The organism is Pseudomonas triticifolii, assembly GCF_014358015.1.
Classification (GTDB): domain Bacteria; phylum Pseudomonadota; class Gammaproteobacteria; order Pseudomonadales; family Pseudomonadaceae; genus Aquipseudomonas; species Aquipseudomonas triticifolii.
Genome location: NZ_JACONV010000002.1, coordinates 64,265 through 83,417, shown reverse-complemented (window position 1 = coordinate 83,417; position 19,153 = coordinate 64,265). Strand labels below are relative to the sequence as shown.

Below are 19,153 nucleotides of genomic sequence, written 5' to 3'. Positions count from 1 at the left end.
GGCCGGCGACTTCTTTTGCGGCCTGCTTTGTAATTCGATGTGTCTGCCAGGAGAGAAACGATGTCTGACCCAGTAACGCGCCCCGAGGCGTGTGACGCCGAGCTTGATGCGTGTGGGCTCAACTGCCCGTTGCCGTTGCTCAAGGCCAAGATGGAGCTCAATCGTCTGGCCAGCGGTGCCGTGCTGAAAGTCATGGCAACCGATGCAGGTTCTCAGCGTGATTTCCGAACCTTTGCCAGACTGGCGGGCCATGAACTGGTGCATGAGGAAGTGGAGGCGGGGATCTACCGTTACTGGCTACGTAAGGCCTGACGGGTCGCCGCGATATCTTTTCGAAAAGGATGTTTGATGTTCAATGTGCTTCGCGGCTGGGTGCAACGCTACTTCTCTGATGAAGAAGCCGTTGTGCTGGCAGTCCTGTTGTTTCTGGCGTTTACCCTGGTGCTCACGCTGGGTGGAATGCTGGCGCCGGTTCTCGCCGGCCTGGTCCTGGCGTTTCTGATGCAAGGCGTGGTCAATTTTCTGGAGCGTTTTCGCATTCCCGAGGTGGGCGCGGTCGCGTTCGTCTTTGCGCTGTTCATAAGCGCATTACTGGTGTTTCTGCTGGTGCTGGTGCCTTTGCTCTGGCATCAACTGATCACGCTGTTCAACGAACTGCCGGGCATGCTCGCCAAGTGGCAATCCTTGTTGCTGTTGCTGCCGGAGCGTTACCCGCATCTGGTGTCCGACGAGCAGGTGTTGCAGGCCATTGAAGTGGCACGCGGCGAGATCGGAAAGTTCGGGCAGTTGGCGCTGACCTTTTCCCTGTCGAGCCTGCCGCTGCTGGTCAACCTGATGATCTATCTGGTGCTGGTGCCGATTCTGGTGTTCTTTTTCCTCAAGGACCGCCGCATAATCGGTCGCTGGGTGAGAGGTTATCTGCCCCGCGAGCGAGCGTTGCTGAACCGTGTTTCGGAGGAAATGAATCGCCAGATCGCCAACTACATCAGGGGCAAGGTCATCGAGATCTTCATCTGTGGTGGCGTGACCTATATCGCGTTCGTTGCGTTGGGGCTCAATTACGCGGCGCTGCTGGCGATGCTGGTCGGCATTTCGGTGGTGGTGCCGTATGTCGGCGCAGTGGTGGTGACGGTGCCCGTCGCGCTGATCGGTTTGTTTCAGTGGGGCTGGGGCGACCAGTTCATTTACCTGATGATGGTGCACGGCATCATTCAGGCGCTGGATGGCAACGTGCTGGTGCCGTTGCTGTTTTCCGAGGCCGTCAATCTGCATCCCGTCGCGATTATCTGCGCGGTGCTGCTGTTCGGTGGGTTGTGGGGGTTCTGGGGGATTTTCTTCGCGATTCCGCTGGCGACCCTGTTCAAGGCCGTCATCGATGCCTGGCCGCGAAACGAGCCAACCGTCGCGCCATTGTTGTAGCGTTAGCGAAACATCGCTGCGGTGCGTTGCGCGCCGCAGCGATTTACCACATCACGCCTTGTTCAAGGCTTCTGCCTGGGCCAGCACTTCGGCCACATGACCGGGCACTTTCACGCCACGCCACTCCTGACGCAGCACACATTCCTTGTCGATCAGGAAGGTGCTGCGATCAACGCCCATGTATTCCTTGCCATACAGCTTCTTGAGCTTGATCACATCGAACAACTGGCAGACCGCTTCGTCCTTGTCCGAAATCAGCTCGAACGGGAACGATTGCTTGGCCTTGAAGTTCTCGTGCGTCTTCAGGCTGTCACGGGACACACCCAGCACCACGGTGTTGGCTGCCTGAAAATTCGCGATGTGATCGCGGAAGTCCTGGCCCTGGGTGGTGCACCCCGGCGTGTTGTCTTTTGGATAGAAATAAATCACCACTTGCCGGCCCTTGAGCTCGGACAGGGTGACGGTCACGCCGCTGGTGGCGGCTGCCTGGAAATCGGAAACAGGTTGATTGACTGCAACGGCCATGAGGATTCCTTACATCGGGGCTTGTGGGCGCCAGGGTTCGATCAGCGCGTCCAGGTTCAGTGCATCGGCAAAATCGAGGAACTGATCGCGCAGCCAGCTGATTTGCGTACCGGCAGGCAGCGTGACGGTGAACGTGGCATTGAGCATGGTGCCGCCTGTCTGCGGCGCCTGATAGGTGTCGCAGATCAGATTCTCCAGTTCGACGTTATGGTCGATGAAGAACTGGCACAGCTCATTGATGATGTCCGGGCGATACGCCGAACTGACGTACGCCACGTAGGGCAAGGCTTCGGGGCGGTTTTCAAGCGTGGCACTGCGCACGACACTGATCGTGAACGCGTGCTTCTTGGCCAGGCCCGGCAGGCCGGTTTCGAGACGCGCCAGGGCGTCCCAACTGCCGGACACCTGAAGGATCAGTGCGCTGCACTCGCCGTGGCGGGTCAGGCGCGAGGTAACCACCGAGCAGCGATTTTCATGGCTGGCTCGGCACAGGACGTTGGTCAGCTCCATGGGGTTTGCGCCAAGGGCACTGATGACAAGGAATTGTTCGCGAACTGTGGGGGTGGACGACATGCAGCATTCCTAGACGATGAGCGGTCGGTACTTTTTCGGTCTTGCGGGGCTTTTTCGACAATCGAGAGCGCCGGATGCCGACCTTGGCCCCGGCACGCCTTGCCTGCATGGCAGAACCATGGCTGGGCTGGAATGCGCTGGGGCAGGGCTTCTGGCGACAAATTCGACCGATTGAGCGAGGTGCGCAGGTGACCAGTACCGATCAAAGGACGAAGGGTAGCGAAAACCATCGCTCAGGGGAATGCTCAGAGCGCGGTACTTCGCTTGTACAAGGATGATAGCGCCAGTACCATTACGGCTCTCTTTTTCCGGCAGGAGCGGTTGCATGATTGCGGGCAGTATGGTGGCACTGGTCACACCCATGGATGCACAAGGTCGTCTGGACTGGGACAGCCTGAGCAAACTGGTGGACTTCCACTTGCAAGAGGGCACCAACGCCATTGTTGCCGTCGGCACGACAGGCGAGTCGGCGACGCTCGATGTGAACGAACACATCGAAGTCATCCGTCGCGTGGTCGATCAAGTGGCAGGTCGTATTCCGGTGATTGCGGGCACGGGCGCCAATTCGACGCGTGAAGCGGTCGAACTGACCACCAACGCCAAGACTGCAGGCGCCGACGCGTGCCTGCTGGTGACGCCTTACTACAACAAGCCGACTCAGGAAGGCCTGTTCCAGCACTTCAGCCACATTGCCAACGCGGTCGACATCCCGCAGATTCTCTACAACGTGCCGGGCCGTACCGCCTGCGACATGCTGCCAGAGACCGTCGTGCGCCTGTCTGTCGTGAAGAACATCATCGGTATCAAGGAAGCCACCGGCAATCTGCAGCGCGCCCGTGACATCCTGGCGGGCGTCAGCAGCGATTTCCTGGTGTATTCCGGCGATGACGCCACTGCCGTCGAGCTGATGCTGCTCGGTGGCAAAGGCAATATCTCCGTGACCGCCAACGTTGCCCCGCGCGCCATGAGCGATCTCTGCGCTGCGGCCATGCGTGGCGATGCCGCTGCTGCACGGGCGATCCATGAGAAGCTCATGCCGCTCAACAACACACTGTTCATCGAATCCAACCCTATCCCCGTGAAGTGGGCGTTGCATGAAATGGGTCTGATGCCGGACGGTATCCGTCTGCCGCTCACCTGGCTCAGCGAAGCCTGCCACGAACCGCTGCGACAGGCCATGCGCCAGTCCGGCGTCCTGGTTTAATTGAGGAAGTACTACGCAATGAAGCGATTGGCCGGACTTTCCGCACTTGCCTTGATTATCTCCAGCACCAGCGGTTGCGGTTGGCTGTTTGGTGAAGATGGTTACTTCCGTGATCGCGGCAGCGATTACCTTCAAGCGTCCCAGACCGCACCGATGCAGGTGCCTGCCGACGTCTCTGGCGTGAAGCGCCTGGACCCGCTGCTGCCGATTCCACGCAACGTTGCCGACAGCACGCAGAAGGACGGTGAGTACATCGTTCCCCGCCCACTGCCGTTGGCCACGACGTCCGAGTCGAGCGACTACAGCCTGCAGAAGAGCGGTGACGCTCGCTGGATCCTGGCCCAACGCCAGCCTGCCGAAGTCTGGCCGGTTGCGCACCAGTACTTTGAAGACAACGGTTTCCGCATCGCTGAAGAGCGTCCGCAGACTGGCGAATTCAGCTCCTCTTGGCAGCGTCTCGACGAACTGTCCGCTTCGGTGGCCAAGCGTCTGACCGCCAGCGGCGTCGCAGCTGACTCCGAGACTCGCGTGCGGGTTCGCATCGAGCCGGGCGTGCAGCGCAACACCAGTGAAGTCTATGTGGTCAGCGTCGAGCGTCCTGCTGGCAGCACGGCCGACGTGGCGTTCCCGTCGCGCACCACTAACCTGGGGCTGGATGCAGCCTTGACCGACGACCTGCTGGCCAGCATGAGCCGCAACGCCGAGAAAGGCGGTTCGGTCTCCCTGCTGGCCGCACGTGACTACGACACCCCGAGCCGTGTAGCCCTGAGCGAAGACGGCAGCGGCAACCCGGTGCTGAACCTGGGTGCCGACCTGGACCGTGCCTGGTCGAGTGTCGGTCGTGCGCTGGATCAGGGTGACTGGCGCGTAGAAGACATCAACCGCAGCCTGGGCCTGTATTACATCAACCTCGCCGAAAAGGCCAAGACGCCTGAAAACGAGCCTGGTTTCTTCGGCCGTATGTTTGGTAGCAAGCAGAGCAAGGAAGAGATCGACGCCCGCGCCGAGCGCTATCAGGTTCGCCTGAGCAAAGTGGGTGACAACGTTCAGGTCACTGTCGAGAAGAACATCAATACTGTCGCGCCAGCCGATGTTGCTCGCCGCGTATTGAGCGTTATTCAAGACAACCTGGGTTAAGTGCGCTTCGCGGTTCTGGGCAGCGGCAGCCGTGGCAACGGCACGCTGGTCGCAAGCAACGATACGTACGTGTTGGTCGATTGCGGTTTCTCCCTGCGGGAAACCGAGCGACGCCTGGCTCGTCTGGGCGTCGCCGCCGAACAGTTGAGCGCGATTCTGGTAACCCACGAACATGCCGATCATGTGCATGGCGTGGGTTTGCTGTCTCGGCGCTACAATCTGCCGGTCTACCTCAGCGGCGGTACCTTGCGCGGGATGCGCAAGCCTGTGGAGGCAGCGGGTTTGCTGGCCGGTGGCGAGCGATTGCAGGTCGGCGCGCTGGACATCGATGTGGTGTCCGTCTCGCATGATGCACTCGAACCCACGCAATTCGTTTTCAATGACGGTCGACGCCGTTTTGGTCTGTTGACCGACCTTGGGTCCTATTGCCCGAACGTGCTGCAGCGTTATCACGGCCTGGATGCCTTGATGATCGAAGCGAACCACTGCCGCGACATGCTTGCCCGAGGCCATTACCCGGTCTTTCTCAAGCAGCGCGTAGGCTGTGAAACTGGACACTTGAACAACCATCAGGCCGCAAACCTGGTGAGCGAACTGGGATGGCAGAGCTTGCAGCACCTTGTGCTGGCTCATCTCAGCAGCAAGAACAACCTGCCGCATCTGGCCCGGCAATGTTTTGTCGACACCCTCGGGTGCGACCCGGACTGGCTACAATTGGCCGATCAAGATTCAGGGCTCGACTGGCGACACATCGCCTAGCCCAACTACTTAGCAAGCGGAGCCCATCATGGAAAAACGTGAAGAACTCTACCGCGGCAAAGCCAAATCGGTTTACAAGACCGACGACGCTGACCGCTTGATCCTGCTGTTCCGTAACGACACCTCGGCGTTCGACGGCAAGCGCATCGAACAGCTGGACCGCAAAGGCATGGTTAACAACAAGTTCAACGCCTTCATCATGCAGAAGCTGGAAGAAGCGGGCGTTCCTACCCAATTCGACAAGCTGCTGGGTGACAACGAGTGCCTGGTCAAGAAGCTGGACATGATCCCGGTCGAGTGCGTCGTGCGTAACTACGCTGCTGGCAGCCTGGTCAAACGCCTGGGCATCGAAGAGGGCACCAAGCTCAACCCTTACACCTTCGAGCTGTTCCTCAAGGACGACGCCAAGGGCGACCCGTTCATCAACGAATCCCACGTCGTGGCTTTCGGTTGGGGTACCGCCGAGCAACTGGTCCGCATGAAAGAGCTGTCGCTCAAGGTCAACGAAGTCCTGAGCAAACTGTTCGACGACGCTGGCCTGCTGCTGGTCGACTTCAAGCTTGAATTCGGCGTATTCCACGGCGAAATCGTCCTGGGCGACGAATTCAGCCCCGACGGCTGCCGCCTGTGGGACAAAGACACCCGCAAAAAGATGGACAAGGACCGCTTCCGTCAGGGCCTGGGTGACGTCATCGAAGCCTACGAAGAAGTCGCCAACCGTCTTGGCGTACCGCTTTAAGCAAAAAAAACGACGCAAGCGTTTGATAGCACGAAAAAAATTAGCCTAAGGGCTTCGCGTTACGCTTCGATGCTGTTATGATGCGCGCCGTTGGAGAGATGCCAGAGTGGCCGAATGGGACGGATTCGAAATCCGTTGTACCTTCACCGGTACCTAGGGTTCGAATCCCTATCTCTCCGCCATACAAATAAAAACCCGTAGCTGATTCAGCTACGGGTTTTTTATTGTCTGAAATAAAGATCATTTCCGCGTCATTACTATTTGGTGGGATTTACGACCTCACCAACACGTCTGTAAACGTGCTGCGTAAGTGCCTCTTCAGAGTGCCCAGCAGTCTGCTTGCATAGTGGAGAATTGAGATAAGCCTTCGGGGCTTGCAGCTCTTGCATGCCCCGAAAGTTTTGATACGTAGTTAGACCTTGATGATCTGTACGAGGTGTGGATCACCATTGATAGGTGCGTAGATTTCCACGATAGCCTGCCAGGTGTATGGCGTCGGGCCAGGCACTGTTGCATTCGCCTGATAGCGGTAGTTGGTGCCATTGACGACCTGAGTCGAAACCAGATTAGGTGTGTAGTTTACGCCCAATAGTCCGGCCAGTGCTTCGTTGAAGATTTCCTGATCTTTTGGTGTCAGTTCGCGATAAGGGCTCCAGCCGCCCAAGCTAAATTGTTCAGTCGCCATACGATACATCTCCATATAAAACGTATGTTTTTGGAATGACACGCGTAGTGTCCATTTGCCATTACTGTCAGGCAGTCAAGTTATAGATCAGGTTTTTTAGGCGTGCAAATGCGATGAGAAAATATTTTTATTCGTATACACGCTGTTGGTGGAGGGGTTATTGCGCAGGGTTATGAGGTGAGGGTCCAATGTCGGCAGGGTGCCAGGAATGGCTTACCACCTTTTGTACCCAATGAGGTTTTTCGGGGGAAAGGGGCGTTAAGTATCCCTGAGCGGCGCTCGTCATGGGGCAGCACCTTGTCCGACGAGAAGGCCTGGGCGTTCCGCAGAGCGCCCGCGATGTCTTTGAGTTGCTGGCTGAGCGAGCACTAGCCCCTCAACGCCGCCCCGTCCGCGTACTCACATCTACCCACACCGCCAACACCAGAATGCTGCCCTTCACAATCATCTGCCAGTAACTGTCCACGTCCAGCATGGACATGCCGTTATCCAGGCTGGTGATTACCAACGCACCCAGCAACGCGCCGTAAACCGTGCCGGAGCCGCCGCGCATGGAGGTGCCGCCAATGAAGCAGGCGGCGATGGCGTCGAGTTCGCCCATGTTGCCTGCGGAGGGTGAGCCTGCGGCCAGGCGGGCGGTGTTGACCATGCCGGCGAGGGCGCACATGACGCCCATGATGCCGAAGATCCACAGTTTGACGGCCTGTACGTTGATGCCGGACAGGCGGGTGGCTTCCATGTTGCTGCCCACCGAGTAGACGCGGCGGCCGAACACGGTCTGGCTGGTCACGTAGCTGAATACACCCAGCAGCACCAGCAGGAGCAGCACGGGCACCGGGATGCCATCGTAGCTGTTAAGGGTGTATACGAAGCCTCCCAGCACCGCGCCAATCAGCACGACGCGGGTCGCATCACGAACCATGGAATGTGCAGCCAGACCATGAAGCGCGCGGTTGTGGCGTTGTCGCCAGGTCAGGAACAGGGTCAGGGCGAAGAGTACGATGCCCAGGCCGGTGCCCACCGAGTGGGGCAGGTAGCCCTGGCCGACGTAGACCAGTTCCGGTGACACAGGCGCGATAGTCGTGCCGCCAGTGATGCCCAGCAGAATGCCGCGGAACGCCAGCATGCCGCCCAGGCCGACGATAAACGAGGGAATGCGCAGGTAGGCGGTCATGTAGCCGTTGGCCAGGCCGATCATCAGCCCGCACAGGGCGACGATACTCAGATTGGCGAGTAGAGGAATGTGGTAGATCACGTCAAGAATCGCCGCCAGCCCGCCCAGCAGACCGAGCAACGAGCCCACCGACAGGTCGATCTCGCCGCTGATGATCACCAGCACCATGCCGCAGGCGAGGATGCCGGTAATCGACATTTGCCGCAGCAGGTTGGACAGGTTGCGCGGAGTCAGGAAGCCGCCTTCGGTCTGCCAGCTGAAGAACAGCCAGATGATCGCCACGGCGATGACCAGTGCGAGCATTTTGTAGCGTGAGAAAAGCTGTTTGACCTGATTCATCTACGCGGTCTTCCGATCATTATTGTTATGGCCATCGGGATGGCTGAGCGCGGCGGCGAGCACTTGTTCCTGGGTGAGGTCCTGATTGATGAAGTCACCCCGCAACTGCCCTTCGCCGATCACCAGTACGCGGTCGGAAACGCCCAGCACCTCGGCCAGTTCCGAAGACACCATGATGATCGACACGCCAGCGGCCGCCAGCGCGCCCATCAGTTTGTAGATTTCGTACTTGGCGCCAACATCGACGCCGCGCGTGGGCTCATCGAGAATCAGCACACGCGGTTGGGTCAGCAGCATTTTGGCCAGCACCGCCTTCTGCTGATTGCCGCCAGACAGGCTGGTGATCGGCAGGAACGGGCTCGCGGTCTTGAGGTGCATGCGCGAGATTTCCCGGTCGATGCTCTCCAGTTCGGCTTCCGCATCAATGCGGGTCATTTTCGAGTAGCTGTCCAGTACAGCGAGGGTGATGTTCTGGCCCACGCCCAGATCCGGAATGATGCCCTGACGTTTACGGTCCTCCGGGACCATGCACAGCCCGGCACGGATTGACTTGAGCGGCGTGCGCGTGTCGATCTGACGGCCTTCCAGCCAGACTCCGCCTTCGTAGCGACCGGGGTAGGCACCGAACAGCGCCGACACCAGTTCCGTACGCCCGGCACCGACCAGCCCGGCGATGCCCAGGATTTCGCCGCGCCTGAGCACGAATGAGATGTCGTCGACGCGTTTGCGCTTCGGGTTGTCGACGTCGTAGCAGGTGAAGTGACGTGCCTCGAACATGACTTCGCCCACGTCGTGGGGCTCGGTGGGGTAGAGGTTGCTCATTTCCCGGCCGACCATCTGGGTGATGATTTTCGGGATGTCCATGTCCGCCATCGCGGTGGTGGCAATGTGTTTGCCATCGCGAATCACCGAAATGGTGTCGCATACCGCAGCGACTTCATCGAGCTTGTGGGAGATATAGACGCACGCCACGCCTTTGGCCTTGAGGTCGCGGATGATGTCCAGCAACACCTCGATTTCCGAGCGGGTCAGGGCCGAGGAGGGCTCGTCGAGGATCAGCAGCCGCGCCTGTTTGTTCAGCGCCTTGGCGATTTCCACCAGTTGCTGATAGCCGCCGCCGTATTGTGAAACCGGCAACGCCACGTTCATGTCCGGCACCTTGAGTTCACGCATCAGCGCTTCGGCCCGATGGATCATGGCCGGGTAGTTCATGCGCCCGCCACGCAGGGTCAGTTCGTGGCCCATGAAGATGTTTTCGGCCACCGACAGGTCAGGCACCAGCGTCAGTTCCTGGTGGATGATCACGATGCCTGCGGCTTCGGTTTCACTGATCGACTGTGCCTTGAGCGGCTGGCCGTCCCAGAGGATTTCGCCCTCCCAGGTGCCGTAGGGATAGACCGCCGACAGGACTTTCATCAGCGTGGATTTGCCAGCACCGTTTTCACCGCACAGGCCTACGCACTCACCGGCCCGGACCTTGATGTCGATGCCGTTCAGAGCCTTGACGCCGTCGAAGCTTTTGACGATGCCGTTCATTTGCAGCAGGTAGTCGGACATGACGAGGTACTCACACGTTGGCAACAGACGGACATCTCGCAAGTCTGCGCAGGACAGGCTTGAGCCGGTCCTGCGAGATGTCCTCAGGCGTTCAATCGAGCCTGATCGGTCATTGCCCCGAGATCTGAGCCTTGGTGTAGAAACCGTCCTTTTCCAGCAGGTCGATGTTGTCCTTGGTGAGCGGTGTAGGCGTCAGCAGGATGGTGTCGACCTTCTTGTTGCCGTTGTCGTACTGCGAGCTGTAGGTCGGCTTTTCGTTGCGCGCCAGTTGCACAGAGAGCTTGGCGGCTTCCGAGGCGATCAGTTTGAGTGGCTTGTAGACGGTCATGGTCTGGGTGCCGTCGATCACGCGTTTGACCGCTGCCAGATCGGCGTCCTGACCGGAGATGGGTACTTTGCCTGCCAGCTTCTGTGCGGCGAGGGCCTGGATTGCGCCGCCTGCGGTGGCGTCGTTGGAAGCGACGATGCCATCGATTTTGTTGTTGTTACGGGTCAGGGCGTTTTCGACGATGCTCAGGGCTTCAGTCGGGTTCCATTCCTTGACCCACTGTTGGCCGACGATTTTGATGTCGCCCTTGTCGATGGCCGGTTGCAGCACCTTCATCTGGCCTTCGCGCAGGATCTTGGCGTTGTTGTCCGTGGGCGCGCCACCCAGCAGGAAGTAGTTGCCCTTGGGGGCGGCTTGCAACACACCGTTGGCCTGCATTTCGCCGACCTTTTCGTTATCGAAGGAAATATAGGCGTCGATGTCGGCGTTGAGGATCAGCCGGTCGTAGGACACGACCTTGATCCCGGCTTTCTTGGCTTCGGCCACGGCATTGGTCAGCACCGTGGCATTGAATGGCACGATGACGATCACATCGACGCCACGGGAGATGAGGTTTTCGATCTGCGAAATCTGCTTCTGCTCATTGGCGTCAGCCGACTGGACGTAGACTTTGGCATTCATCTTCTCGGCGGCAGCGACGAAGTAGTCTCGATCCCGTGACCAGCGTTCGAGGCGCAGGTCATCAATGGAAAACCCGATTTTCGGATTGGCCGAGTCGGCCATGACGGGAAGCGACAGCAGGGCCAGAGCACTGGCGAGTAATGTGAGTCGTAGTTTTTTCATGATGGTGCGTCCTTTTATTGTTGTTTGAAAGACACTGCCTGACGTTTAACGGACTGCCGGTAGAACTGTAGAGAGTTGCAGCGCTCTGCGAGCAGAGTTTTGTCGTGAGAATGTAACTGCTTCGCCGGGCCAGCAAACGCTCTGGAGTCTGGCTATTACAGCCATTGGTCAGCGGTAGATGAACCGATTGACCACGTTTTCTAGCATCTCCTGCCGACCACTGACGGCCTGGGGGTTCAGTTCGTCGGTGAATGCCTTCTGGGCCAGTGACTCAAGGCTGAACTCGCCCTCCAGTACCGCTTTGCCAAACGGCTGTTGCCAGCCCGCATAGCGTTGATCCTTGAATTGCTGGAGCTGATCGTTCTGCACCATGGCGGCAGCGCGCTCCAGCGACAGGGCAAGGACATCCATGGCCGCGACGTGGCCGTGGAACAGATCCACCTCATCCAGGCTCTGACGACGCACCTTGGAGTCGAAGTTGAAACCGCCATTCTTGAAGCCGCCGGCTTTCAGAATCTCGTACGTGGCGAGGGTCATCTCTTCGACGCTGTTAGGGAACTGGTCGGTGTCCCAGCCGTTCTGCGGATCGCCTCGATTGGCGTCGATGCTGCCAAAGATACCCAGCGATACCGCCGTGGCGATTTCGTGATGGAAACTGTGCCCGGCGAGGGTCGCGTGGTTAGCCTCGATGTTGACCTTGATCTCGTTTTCCAGACCGAATTGCTGCAGAAAGCCGAACACGGTGGCGCTGTCGTAATCGTATTGGTGCTTGGTCGGCTCCTGCGGCTTGGGTTCGATCAGCAGATCGCCCTTGAAACCGATCTTGTGCTTATGCTCGACCACCATGCGCATGAAGCGGCCCAGTTGCTCGCGCTCCTGTTTCAAGTCGGTGTTGAGCAGCGTCTCGTAGCCTTCGCGGCCGCCCCATAATACGTAGTTGGAGCCCTTCAGGCGCTGGGTGGCGTTCATCGCGCTGAACACCTGAGCGGCGGCGCAGGCAAACACCTCCGGGTTCGGGTTGCTGGCGGCTCCGGCGGCAAAGCGCGGGTTGCTGAAGCAGTTGGCCGTGCCCCATAGCAGTTGGATTCCTGTTTGCTCCTGATGGCGCTCAAGGTGGTCGATCATCTGCGCGAAGTTGTTGCGATACTGCTTCAGTGAGCTGCCTTCCGGTGCTACATCGGTGTCGTGGAAGCAGTAGTAGTCGATACCCAGCTTGGAGAAGAACTCGAAAGCGGCCTGCGCCTTGCCGATCGCCTGTTCCATAGGATCAGCCGGGCGCTGCCAAGGGCGTTTGAAGGTGCCGGCTCCAAACACGTCGGAGCCTGGCCAGACAAAGGTGTGCCAGTAGCAGACTGCCATGCGCAGGTGCTCGCGCATGGGTTTGCCGAGGACCAGCTTGTTGGCATCGTAGTGGCGAAAAGCGAGAAGGGAATCGCTGGAAGGCCCTTCGTAGACAATCTTGTCGACGGTGGGGAAGTGCGACATGGGCAGGTTCCTTATTGTTCTTAGTGGTGTCTCGATCCTAGCAACGTCCCTGTACCCATTGATTATGAAAGTCACCAACAGGCAGTGCGATTTTGAGTATTGAGATCTGTCGTCCACGCGCCTAGTCTGTGTCGAAACACGCTGTTTATCGACGCAGTGTAAAAACAATGAAAACAGTTCCTCCCGTTCACCGAATTGCGCTGTTGTTCAACGGCAGCAAAATCTACGACCGCGGCATTATCAGCGGCATCGGTAACTACCTGAGCAGCACCCGCGCATCCTGGGACTTGTTTCTTGAGGAGGATTTCCTCTGCCGGTTGCGCGGTATAGAGCGCTGGCAGGGCGACGGGATCATCGCCGACTTCGACGATCCACTAATCGGCGAAGCGCTGGCGGGGATCAAATTGCCGGTGGTTGCAGTGGGTGGGTCCTATCAGGATGCGCGCGCTTATCCGAAAGGGATTCCCTACGTCGCCACCGACAATGACGCCTTGATGAAGCTGGCGTACGAGCATTTGATAGAAGCCGGGCTGACACGTTTTGCCTGCTTCAGCCTGCCGGAGTCCCAGGCCAATCGCTGGGCCCAGGAGCGGGAAAAGGCATTTCGCAGGTTGTTGCAGCGCGATGGGTTGCAGGTCGATATCTATCGCGGCATGGGCACCAGCGCGCCGCTCTGGGACAGCGCCGTCGAACAGCAGATTGCGTGGCTGCAGAGTCTGCCCAAACCCATCGGTATCATCGCTGTCAGTGATGCTCGCGCCCGACAGTTATTGCAAGCCTGCCTGACGGCGGGCATTGCGGTACCGGAACAGGTGGCGTTGATCGGCATCGACAACGACCCGCTGACCCGTACCTTGACCCGCGTACCGTTGAGTTCGGTGATTCAAGGCACCGAAACCATGGGCCGCACGGCTGCGCATCTGCTGCATCAAATGCTGCACGGCATGCCGTCGACCGGAACCCAGGTTCTGATACCGCCCGATGCGATCAACGTGCAGGCTTCAAGTCTGCACCAACCGCTGGGCGATCCGTATGTGATGCAGGCACTGCTGTTTATCCGCCAGTACGCGTGCCAGGGCATCAAGACCGCGCAAGTGGCGGCCTATGTGGGGATATCGCGTTCTTCGCTCGAATCACATTTCCGCACGGTGCGGGGCTGCAGCGTGCACAACGAGATCCTGCGCTTCAAACTGGCCGCAGCGGCCAGCGGGCTGGAGAACACGGATTCGGCAATCGCCGATATCGCTCGCGACTGCGGCTTCACGTCGGCGCAATACCTGCACACCGTGTTCCGCCGCGAGTTCGGTTGCACGCCAAGGGAATATCAGCAGGGCGGCAGTGGCAGGCCGCTAGGTCTCTGACGCGACACGGTCTCACGTCAACCAATGCCACAACAGCGAAGTACCCACCAGCCCGACCACTGACACGATGGTCTGCAGCACCGACCACACCCAGAGTGTCTGTTTCAGCTGCAGGCCGAAGTATTCACGGACCATCCAGAAGCCCGCATCGTTGACGTGGCAGAAGAACACCGAGCCTGCGCCGATCACCAACGCCACCAAGGACGCCTCGACTGGCGCAAGCCCCGCCATCATGGGTGCGAGGATGCCGGCTGTCGTGGTTGTCGCCACCGTGGCTGAGCCTGTCGCCTGACGCAGAGCGACGGCAATCAGCCAGGCCAGCAGCAGATACGGCATGTGTGCGCCTTCGGCCACCTTGCTGATGGTCTGGCTGACACCTGCGTCCAGCAGCGTCTGCTTCAGGCCGCCACCGGCACCGATGGTCAGCAGCAGTACGGCAATCGGTGCCAGGCTTTTGCGCAACGTGCCGCCGACATGCTCACGCGACAGACCGTTTGCCCAACCCAGGCAGACGGTCGCGGCCAGCACGGCGATACCCAGTGCCACAAGCGGCTCGCCGAGAAACTTCAGGGTCAGCGCTACGCTGCTCTCTGGCGCCATCGCGACTTTGGCCAGCGTGCTGCCGAGCATGAGAATCACGGGCAGCAGGATGATCAGCAACGACATGGCGAAGCTTGGCTGGCGGCTGACGTCAGGCTTGGCACTGAACAGTTTGCCCAGCTCGGCAGGTTCTTCAATGTGCATGCGTTTCGAGAGCCAGTTGCCATATAGCGGACCGGCAAGAATCACCGCAGGTATCGCGACGCACAGCCCCAGGAGCATGGTCAGCCCCAGATCAGCATGCAGGGCGCTGACCGCGATCAGCGGCCCGGGATGGGGCGGCATCAGTGCGTGCAAGGTCGTCATACCGGCCAGGGCCGGGATGGCGATTTTCAGCAGTGGCTGACCGGACTGGCGCGCCATCACGAAGATGATCGGCACCATCATCACCAGACCCACTTCGAAAAACAGCGGCAGGCCAATGACCATCGCCACCAGTGCCATGACCCACGGCAGCGCTTTACCTTTGCCCAGTCCCAGCAGGGTGGAGGCGATGCGATCTGCCGCACCGGATTCGGCCATCAACGCACCGAGCATCGCACCGAGGGCGATGATGATCCCGGCCTCGCCCAAAATACTGCCCGCACCTTTACTGAAGGCTTTTGCAACGGCTTCGGCAGGCAATCCGGCACCGATGCCTGCGATGAACGTGCCGACGAGGATCGAAAGGAAAGGTGGAAGTTTGGTGGCACTGATCAGCACGATGATCGTGGCGATAGCAATCAGGCAGCAGATAATCAGGCGGGTGTCGTGAAACACCCAGGCAGCAGAAGACAGATCCAACGCGGACCCCCTTATCGTTCAGGCGGAATTTATGCGCAGGCTCCGGTGGGTACCTGAGCAAGAATTGATACAATTTGTTTCAATTTTCCCAACGATACCGGAATGCGGCATTGCGCCGCAGTTAAATTTTCACAGGTGTCGGCACAAATACCGATCGCGAAGATGCATAACGCCTTTGGCGGGCAGGGCATTGCCCTGATGAACGGGCTGAAGGCTTGAAAATCGCTTTTCCCGCGCACTATCGGGTTTCGCTTTGAGCCGATGTGATCTATACCTTGGGTTCACGTTTTGTGAAGCAAGGAGCTTTCAGATGTCGAGCGTCGATCAATCGCAACACTCCCAGCCGTCTCCTGATCAAAGCCACGATGATGTCATTGCCCAGATCAAATGGCAGGGCAAGCAGATCGACTGGCTGCTGCAATGGCTGGTCAAGTTCGTTGCCAATACCAAGGTGGAAATGGGCGTGACCCTCTCAGTAGGCGGCAATCTGGTGTCGGGAAACCTGATTTCCCATGACGCCTATTTCGAGCAACTGGCCGAAGATATTTCTGCGCCGTTCAGTCAGTTCGCCAATGGCACTGACGCTTCCATGAAAGAAATGATTCTGTCGTTCAAACCGGGAGATTCATTCGAGGACACACCAGCCTTTCACTTCATTCACCTGAAGGATTGTCAGACTTACTCCAGTGACGGCAATCCTATCTGTGATGCGGGTGTGCTGTGGCGTGGGCGTATCGCAGCCGTCGACGGTTTTACCATCGGTCTTATCGCCAAGAAGTGAGGCGAGTGCCCAGCGCCCGGCTTCGACAATCATTGTCGGGGTTTTGCGTTGGGCGACGGCCTAGCGTCTGATCTTTTTCAGCAGATTGGAGAACTCGTTCAGGTGTTTGACCTGGCGCCGTCTGACCTGATTCAACGCCCTCACGAAGTGGCTGTTGGAGGTCAGTCGGGTGAGTTTTTCATAAACCGCAATCTGTCTCTCTTCGGTCGCAATGTTTGATCTTAGCCTTAGAGAGTGGTCAGGCCGATGATTCTTATGGTGCCCGGACGAGGGTGTGTGCGAGTGGTCAGGCATGTTGTGCACCGAGGCCTCGGCGCGCTCAAGCGAGTTGCCGGTAATGCCGTTGTGTTTGAGCAAACGGCCGAACTCCGTGTTCTCAGACTGCCCGGAAACAGACGCCGTACGACCCTTTGCCAGCGCCAGAAGAATGCCCGCAAGCACAGTGGCACTCTTGATTTTTTCTTTGGCGATTCGAATGAGTACCGCCTTGTGTAAGGGGTCTTCTACGGCGATCGCCTGGCTCAGGTACGTGGTCGCCATGGGAAGTTCGCCTTCAGTACCACGCAACTGTTGCAGCAGAAGATCAAAGAAAGCGACATTGGACATGCAGGTGTTGCCGGTCGCGTCGGTCATGCCTGTCTCCAATGGCTGTGTAGCCTTTAATCGTTATTTCCGAGCATGCTGCGCCGAGCATGGTTCAGTGTATTTGGAGTGGTGGCCGACGCCCTGGTAGAAAAAGAGACCGGCTCCGGCCGTCTATTCTGCCTTCTTGCGCAGGGCCTTGAGGATGCCGATCCGCTGAACGGATAGTGTCATATGGCTATCTATTGCGCGACAAAATGCCGCAACTCACGGTGAGACGAGTAAGATGTCGGCCTGACATAGCACACTGACTAACATCCGGTATGGCCTGAAAGTGCTGGCACACAAAGAAAAAGAAGAAGAAAACGCCAGGCTGCCCGCCCCGGTCGATGCACAGAATCAATGAGTAGACGAAAAAGGCGATCAGAAAAAATGACCAACACTTCGCGACCTTTGTATATTTCCTACGCAGGACCTTCACTGCTGGAAATGCCCCTGCTGAACAAGGGCAGTGCCTTCACCCCGCAAGAGCGGGTCGAATTCAATTTGATCGGGCTGCTGCCGCAGAACGTAGAGACGATCGAAGAGCAAGTCACGCGGGTTTACAGTCAGTACAAGCAGTGCGCGACTGATCTGGACAAGCACATCTACCTGCGCTCGATCCAAGACAACAACGAGACGTTGTTTTTCCGGTTGCTGGACTCGCACCTGGACGAAATGCTGCCGATCATTTACACGCCAACGGTTGGCCAGGCGTGTCAGGAATTCTCCAAAATCTATCGCACGCACCGCGGCCTGTTCATTTCCTACCCGGAACGCGACCGCATCGACGATATCCTGCGCAGCGCCACCAAGGACCGTATCAAGATTATCGTGGTCACCGACAGCGAGCGTATTCTAGGTCTGGGCGATCAGGGCATCGGCGGTATGGGCATTCCCATCGGCAAGCTGTCGCTGTACACCGCGTGCGGCGGCATCAGCCCGGCCTACACGCTGCCCATCGTGCTGGATGTGGGCACCAACAACCGTGAGTTGCTCGACGACCCCATGTATATGGGTTGGCGCAATGAGCGTGTGTCGGGCAAGGAATACGAAGATTTCATCGCTCTGTTCATTGATGCGGTTCAGCGTCGCTGGCCTGATGTGTTGTTGCAGTTCGAAGATTTCGCCCAGTCCAACGCCATGCCGTTGCTGGAAAAATACCGTGATGAGCTCTGCTGCTTCAACGACGACATTCAGGGCACCGCTTCGGTGGCCGTGGGCACCTTGCTGGCGGCCTGCAAGGCCAAGAATGAAACCCTCGGGCAGCAGAAAGTGGTGTTCGTCGGCGCCGGGTCGGCCGGCTGTGGCATCGCTGAGCACATCATTGCCGCGATGCAGATCGAAGGCCTGAGCGAAAGTGAAGCCCGCAAGCGCATCTTCATGGTTGATCGCTTCGGCCTGCTGACCGACAGCATGGACAACCTGCTGGATTTCCAGAAGCGTCTGGCGCAAAGCACTTCCGATGTATCGGGCTGGATTGCCGGCTCTGATGCCTTCCCGACCTTGCTCGACGTGGTGACGCATGCGGGCGCAACGGTGCTCATCGGTGTTTCAGGCCAGCGTGGTCTGTTCACTGAACAAGTTATTCGCGAGGTGCACAAACACTGCGCCAAACCGTTGGTCATGCCGCTGTCGAATCCGACGTCCAAAGTCGAAGCCACGCCTGAGGAAATCCTGCGCTGGACCGATGGCAATGCACTGGTCGCCACCGGCAGCCCGTTCGCACCGGTCGAAATCAATGGCCGTACTGTGCACATCGCTCAGTGCAACAACTCGTACATCTTCCCCGGCATCGGGCTTGGCGTCGTGGCCTGCAAGGCCTCGCGCATCACGGATCGCATGTTGATGGCAGCGTCCAACGCACTGGCCGAATGTTCGCCGATGGTGACCGGGCAGGGTGATGCTGTTCTGCCGCCGCTCAAAGAGATCCAGAAGGTCAGCCGCAAGATCGCACTGGCCGTCGCCAAGGAAGCCCAGGCTGAAGGTCTGGCGCTGGAAACCACCGAGGAGGCCTTGCTGGCTGCCATTGAACGCAACTTCTGGCTGCCCGATTATCGCGCCTATCGTCGTCGCTCTGTCTGATTGATTCAGCGAGCAACACCGAAGCCCTCGCAAGCCAGCTTGCGAGGGTTTTTTTTAGCGTGTTCAGTGCCTTGGCTGCGCGTTGGCGACGCCGCGGTGAAATAAAATTCATCCAACAGCGGGTTCGCATGATTTTCACATAAAATTGATAGGCGGCTGCTTACAGTCCGCTCCATCGGAGAGTTGCCTGATTCTGGGTGTACCGATGACTATCC

General features: G+C 58.5%; 18 protein-coding genes, 1 tRNA gene and 1 pseudogene. 11 read left to right on the top strand and 9 right to left on the bottom strand.

Annotated elements, in window-relative coordinates; translation table 11 throughout:
• Positions 1-60: 60 nt before the first annotated feature.
• Positions 61-312 (top strand): sulfurtransferase TusA family protein, encoded by a 252-nt coding sequence (locus H8S56_RS05060; RefSeq protein WP_024686258.1) that lies wholly within the window; start codon positions 61-63, stop codon positions 310-312.
• Between the two features lie 36 nt (positions 313-348).
• The gene (locus H8S56_RS05055) at positions 349-1,419 is read left to right on the top strand and encodes an AI-2E family transporter (protein ID WP_187518049.1); all 1,071 of its coding nucleotides are present in this window, start codon (positions 349-351) and stop codon (positions 1,417-1,419) included.
• Between the two features lie 51 nt (positions 1,420-1,470).
• On the opposite strand, the gene H8S56_RS05050 is transcribed toward H8S56_RS05055, so the two are convergent.
• Both H8S56_RS05050 and H8S56_RS05045 read right to left on the bottom strand, forming a co-directional pair.
• Positions 1,471-1,944 (bottom strand): peroxiredoxin, encoded by a 474-nt coding sequence (locus H8S56_RS05050; RefSeq protein ID WP_187518048.1) that lies wholly within the window; start codon positions 1,942-1,944, stop codon positions 1,471-1,473.
• Positions 1,945-1,953: 9 nt separating this feature from the next.
• On the bottom strand, positions 1,954-2,517 hold the full coding sequence (locus tag H8S56_RS05045; RefSeq protein WP_024695049.1) for a glycine cleavage system protein R: 564 nt from the start codon (positions 2,515-2,517) through the stop codon (positions 1,954-1,956).
• A 325-nt stretch (positions 2,518-2,842) separates the two neighbouring features.
• On the opposite strand from H8S56_RS05045, the gene dapA reads away from it, so the two are divergent.
• The 5 genes from dapA to H8S56_RS05020 all read left to right on the top strand — a co-directional run bounded on the left by dapA (position 2,843) and on the right by H8S56_RS05020 (position 6,538).
• The gene (gene dapA / locus H8S56_RS05040) at positions 2,843-3,721 is read left to right on the top strand and encodes a 4-hydroxy-tetrahydrodipicolinate synthase (protein WP_024686262.1); all 879 of its coding nucleotides are present in this window, start codon (positions 2,843-2,845) and stop codon (positions 3,719-3,721) included.
• Positions 3,722-3,739: 18 nt separating this feature from the next.
• On the top strand, positions 3,740-4,858 hold the full coding sequence (gene bamC / locus H8S56_RS05035) for an outer membrane protein assembly factor BamC (RefSeq protein WP_024686263.1): 1,119 nt from the start codon (positions 3,740-3,742) through the stop codon (positions 4,856-4,858).
• Positions 4,859-5,617, top strand: coding sequence for an MBL fold metallo-hydrolase (locus H8S56_RS05030; protein WP_024686264.1), 759 nt, complete (start codon positions 4,859-4,861; stop codon positions 5,615-5,617).
• A gap of 28 nt (positions 5,618-5,645) precedes the next feature.
• Positions 5,646-6,356: a phosphoribosylaminoimidazolesuccinocarboxamide synthase gene (purC, locus tag H8S56_RS05025; protein ID WP_024686265.1), complete on the top strand. Its 711-nt coding sequence runs from the start codon at positions 5,646-5,648 to the stop codon at positions 6,354-6,356.
• A gap of 92 nt (positions 6,357-6,448) precedes the next feature.
• Positions 6,449-6,538 (top strand) — tRNA-Ser (locus H8S56_RS05020).
• Between the two features lie 230 nt (positions 6,539-6,768).
• Here H8S56_RS05020 and H8S56_RS05015 read toward each other — a convergent pair.
• Positions 6,769-7,041, bottom strand: a complete 273-nt coding sequence (locus H8S56_RS05015; protein WP_024686266.1) for a hypothetical protein — start codon at positions 7,039-7,041, stop codon at positions 6,769-6,771.
• 272 nt (positions 7,042-7,313) lie between these two features.
• Between H8S56_RS05015 and H8S56_RS24470 the strand changes: the two are divergent.
• A pseudogene (locus tag H8S56_RS24470) lies at positions 7,314-7,403 on the top strand (type VII toxin-antitoxin system HepT family RNase toxin); the annotation flags it as partial.
• Positions 7,404-7,417: 14 nt separating this feature from the next.
• Here H8S56_RS24470 and H8S56_RS05010 read toward each other — a convergent pair.
• From H8S56_RS05010 to xylA, 4 genes are all read right to left on the bottom strand, one after another.
• A complete protein-coding gene (locus tag H8S56_RS05010; protein WP_187518047.1) occupies positions 7,418-8,554 on the bottom strand; it encodes a sugar ABC transporter permease in 1,137 nt (378 codons plus the stop codon).
• Positions 8,555-10,111, bottom strand: a complete 1,557-nt coding sequence (xylG, locus tag H8S56_RS05005; RefSeq protein WP_187518046.1) for a D-xylose ABC transporter ATP-binding protein — start codon at positions 10,109-10,111, stop codon at positions 8,555-8,557.
• A 109-nt stretch (positions 10,112-10,220) separates the two neighbouring features.
• The gene (xylF, locus tag H8S56_RS05000) at positions 10,221-11,222 is read right to left on the bottom strand and encodes a D-xylose ABC transporter substrate-binding protein (RefSeq protein ID WP_024686269.1); all 1,002 of its coding nucleotides are present in this window, start codon (positions 11,220-11,222) and stop codon (positions 10,221-10,223) included.
• A 168-nt stretch (positions 11,223-11,390) separates the two neighbouring features.
• Complete coding sequence (gene xylA / locus H8S56_RS04995; RefSeq protein ID WP_187518045.1) at positions 11,391-12,707, bottom strand: xylose isomerase; 1,317 nt, start codon at positions 12,705-12,707, stop codon at positions 11,391-11,393.
• 167 nt (positions 12,708-12,874) lie between these two features.
• Between xylA and H8S56_RS04990 the strand changes: the two genes are divergently transcribed.
• Positions 12,875-14,068, top strand: a complete 1,194-nt coding sequence (locus H8S56_RS04990) for a XylR family transcriptional regulator (protein ID WP_187518044.1) — start codon at positions 12,875-12,877, stop codon at positions 14,066-14,068.
• A gap of 12 nt (positions 14,069-14,080) precedes the next feature.
• On the opposite strand, the gene H8S56_RS04985 is transcribed toward H8S56_RS04990, so the two are convergent.
• The gene (locus H8S56_RS04985) at positions 14,081-15,451 is read right to left on the bottom strand and encodes a GntT/GntP/DsdX family permease (RefSeq protein ID WP_187518043.1); all 1,371 of its coding nucleotides are present in this window, start codon (positions 15,449-15,451) and stop codon (positions 14,081-14,083) included.
• A 310-nt stretch (positions 15,452-15,761) separates the two neighbouring features.
• Between H8S56_RS04985 and gvpU the strand changes: the two genes are divergently transcribed.
• Entirely contained in the window at positions 15,762-16,232 is a 471-nt protein-coding gene (gvpU, locus tag H8S56_RS04980) for a gas vesicle accessory protein GvpU (RefSeq protein WP_024686273.1), read from the top strand.
• 60 nt (positions 16,233-16,292) lie between these two features.
• Here the strand turns inward: gvpU and H8S56_RS04975 are convergent, their stop codons facing one another.
• Positions 16,293-16,865 carry a manganese catalase family protein gene (locus H8S56_RS04975; protein ID WP_187518042.1) on the bottom strand — a complete coding sequence of 191 codons (573 nt, stop codon included), beginning with the start codon at positions 16,863-16,865 and terminating at the stop codon, positions 16,293-16,295.
• Between the two features lie 381 nt (positions 16,866-17,246).
• Here H8S56_RS04975 and H8S56_RS04970 point away from each other — a divergent pair, with 381 nt between their 5' ends.
• Complete coding sequence (locus H8S56_RS04970; protein ID WP_024695054.1) at positions 17,247-18,938, top strand: NAD-dependent malic enzyme; 1,692 nt, start codon at positions 17,247-17,249, stop codon at positions 18,936-18,938.
• Positions 18,939-19,153: the final 215 nt, after the last annotated feature.

What these genes read in the sequence shown, in the direction of transcription:
- H8S56_RS05060 (WP_024686258.1), top strand. Translation starts at nt 61, where the DNA reads ATGTCTGACCCAGTAACGCGCCCCGAGGCGTGTGACGCCGAGCTTGAT.
- H8S56_RS05055 (WP_187518049.1), top strand. Translation starts at nt 349, where the DNA reads ATGTTCAATGTGCTTCGCGGCTGGGTGCAACGCTACTTCTCTGATGAA.
- H8S56_RS05050 (WP_187518048.1), bottom strand. Translation starts at nt 1,944, where the DNA reads ATGGCCGTTGCAGTCAATCAACCTGTTTCCGATTTCCAGGCAGCCGCC.
- H8S56_RS05045 (WP_024695049.1), bottom strand. Translation starts at nt 2,517, where the DNA reads ATGTCGTCCACCCCCACAGTTCGCGAACAATTCCTTGTCATCAGTGCC.
- dapA (WP_024686262.1), top strand. Translation starts at nt 2,843, where the DNA reads ATGATTGCGGGCAGTATGGTGGCACTGGTCACACCCATGGATGCACAA.
- bamC (WP_024686263.1), top strand. Translation starts at nt 3,740, where the DNA reads ATGAAGCGATTGGCCGGACTTTCCGCACTTGCCTTGATTATCTCCAGC.
- purC (WP_024686265.1), top strand. Translation starts at nt 5,646, where the DNA reads ATGGAAAAACGTGAAGAACTCTACCGCGGCAAAGCCAAATCGGTTTAC.
- H8S56_RS05015 (WP_024686266.1), bottom strand. Translation starts at nt 7,041, where the DNA reads ATGGCGACTGAACAATTTAGCTTGGGCGGCTGGAGCCCTTATCGCGAA.
- H8S56_RS05010 (WP_187518047.1), bottom strand. Translation starts at nt 8,554, where the DNA reads ATGAATCAGGTCAAACAGCTTTTCTCACGCTACAAAATGCTCGCACTG.
- xylG (WP_187518046.1), bottom strand. Translation starts at nt 10,111, where the DNA reads ATGTCCGACTACCTGCTGCAAATGAACGGCATCGTCAAAAGCTTCGAC.
- xylF (WP_024686269.1), bottom strand. Translation starts at nt 11,222, where the DNA reads ATGAAAAAACTACGACTCACATTACTCGCCAGTGCTCTGGCCCTGCTG.
- xylA (WP_187518045.1), bottom strand. Translation starts at nt 12,707, where the DNA reads ATGTCGCACTTCCCCACCGTCGACAAGATTGTCTACGAAGGGCCTTCC.
- H8S56_RS04990 (WP_187518044.1), top strand. Translation starts at nt 12,875, where the DNA reads ATGAAAACAGTTCCTCCCGTTCACCGAATTGCGCTGTTGTTCAACGGC.
- gvpU (WP_024686273.1), top strand. Translation starts at nt 15,762, where the DNA reads ATGTCGAGCGTCGATCAATCGCAACACTCCCAGCCGTCTCCTGATCAA.
- H8S56_RS04975 (WP_187518042.1), bottom strand. Translation starts at nt 16,865, where the DNA reads ATGACCGACGCGACCGGCAACACCTGCATGTCCAATGTCGCTTTCTTT.
- H8S56_RS04970 (WP_024695054.1), top strand. Translation starts at nt 17,247, where the DNA reads ATGACCAACACTTCGCGACCTTTGTATATTTCCTACGCAGGACCTTCA.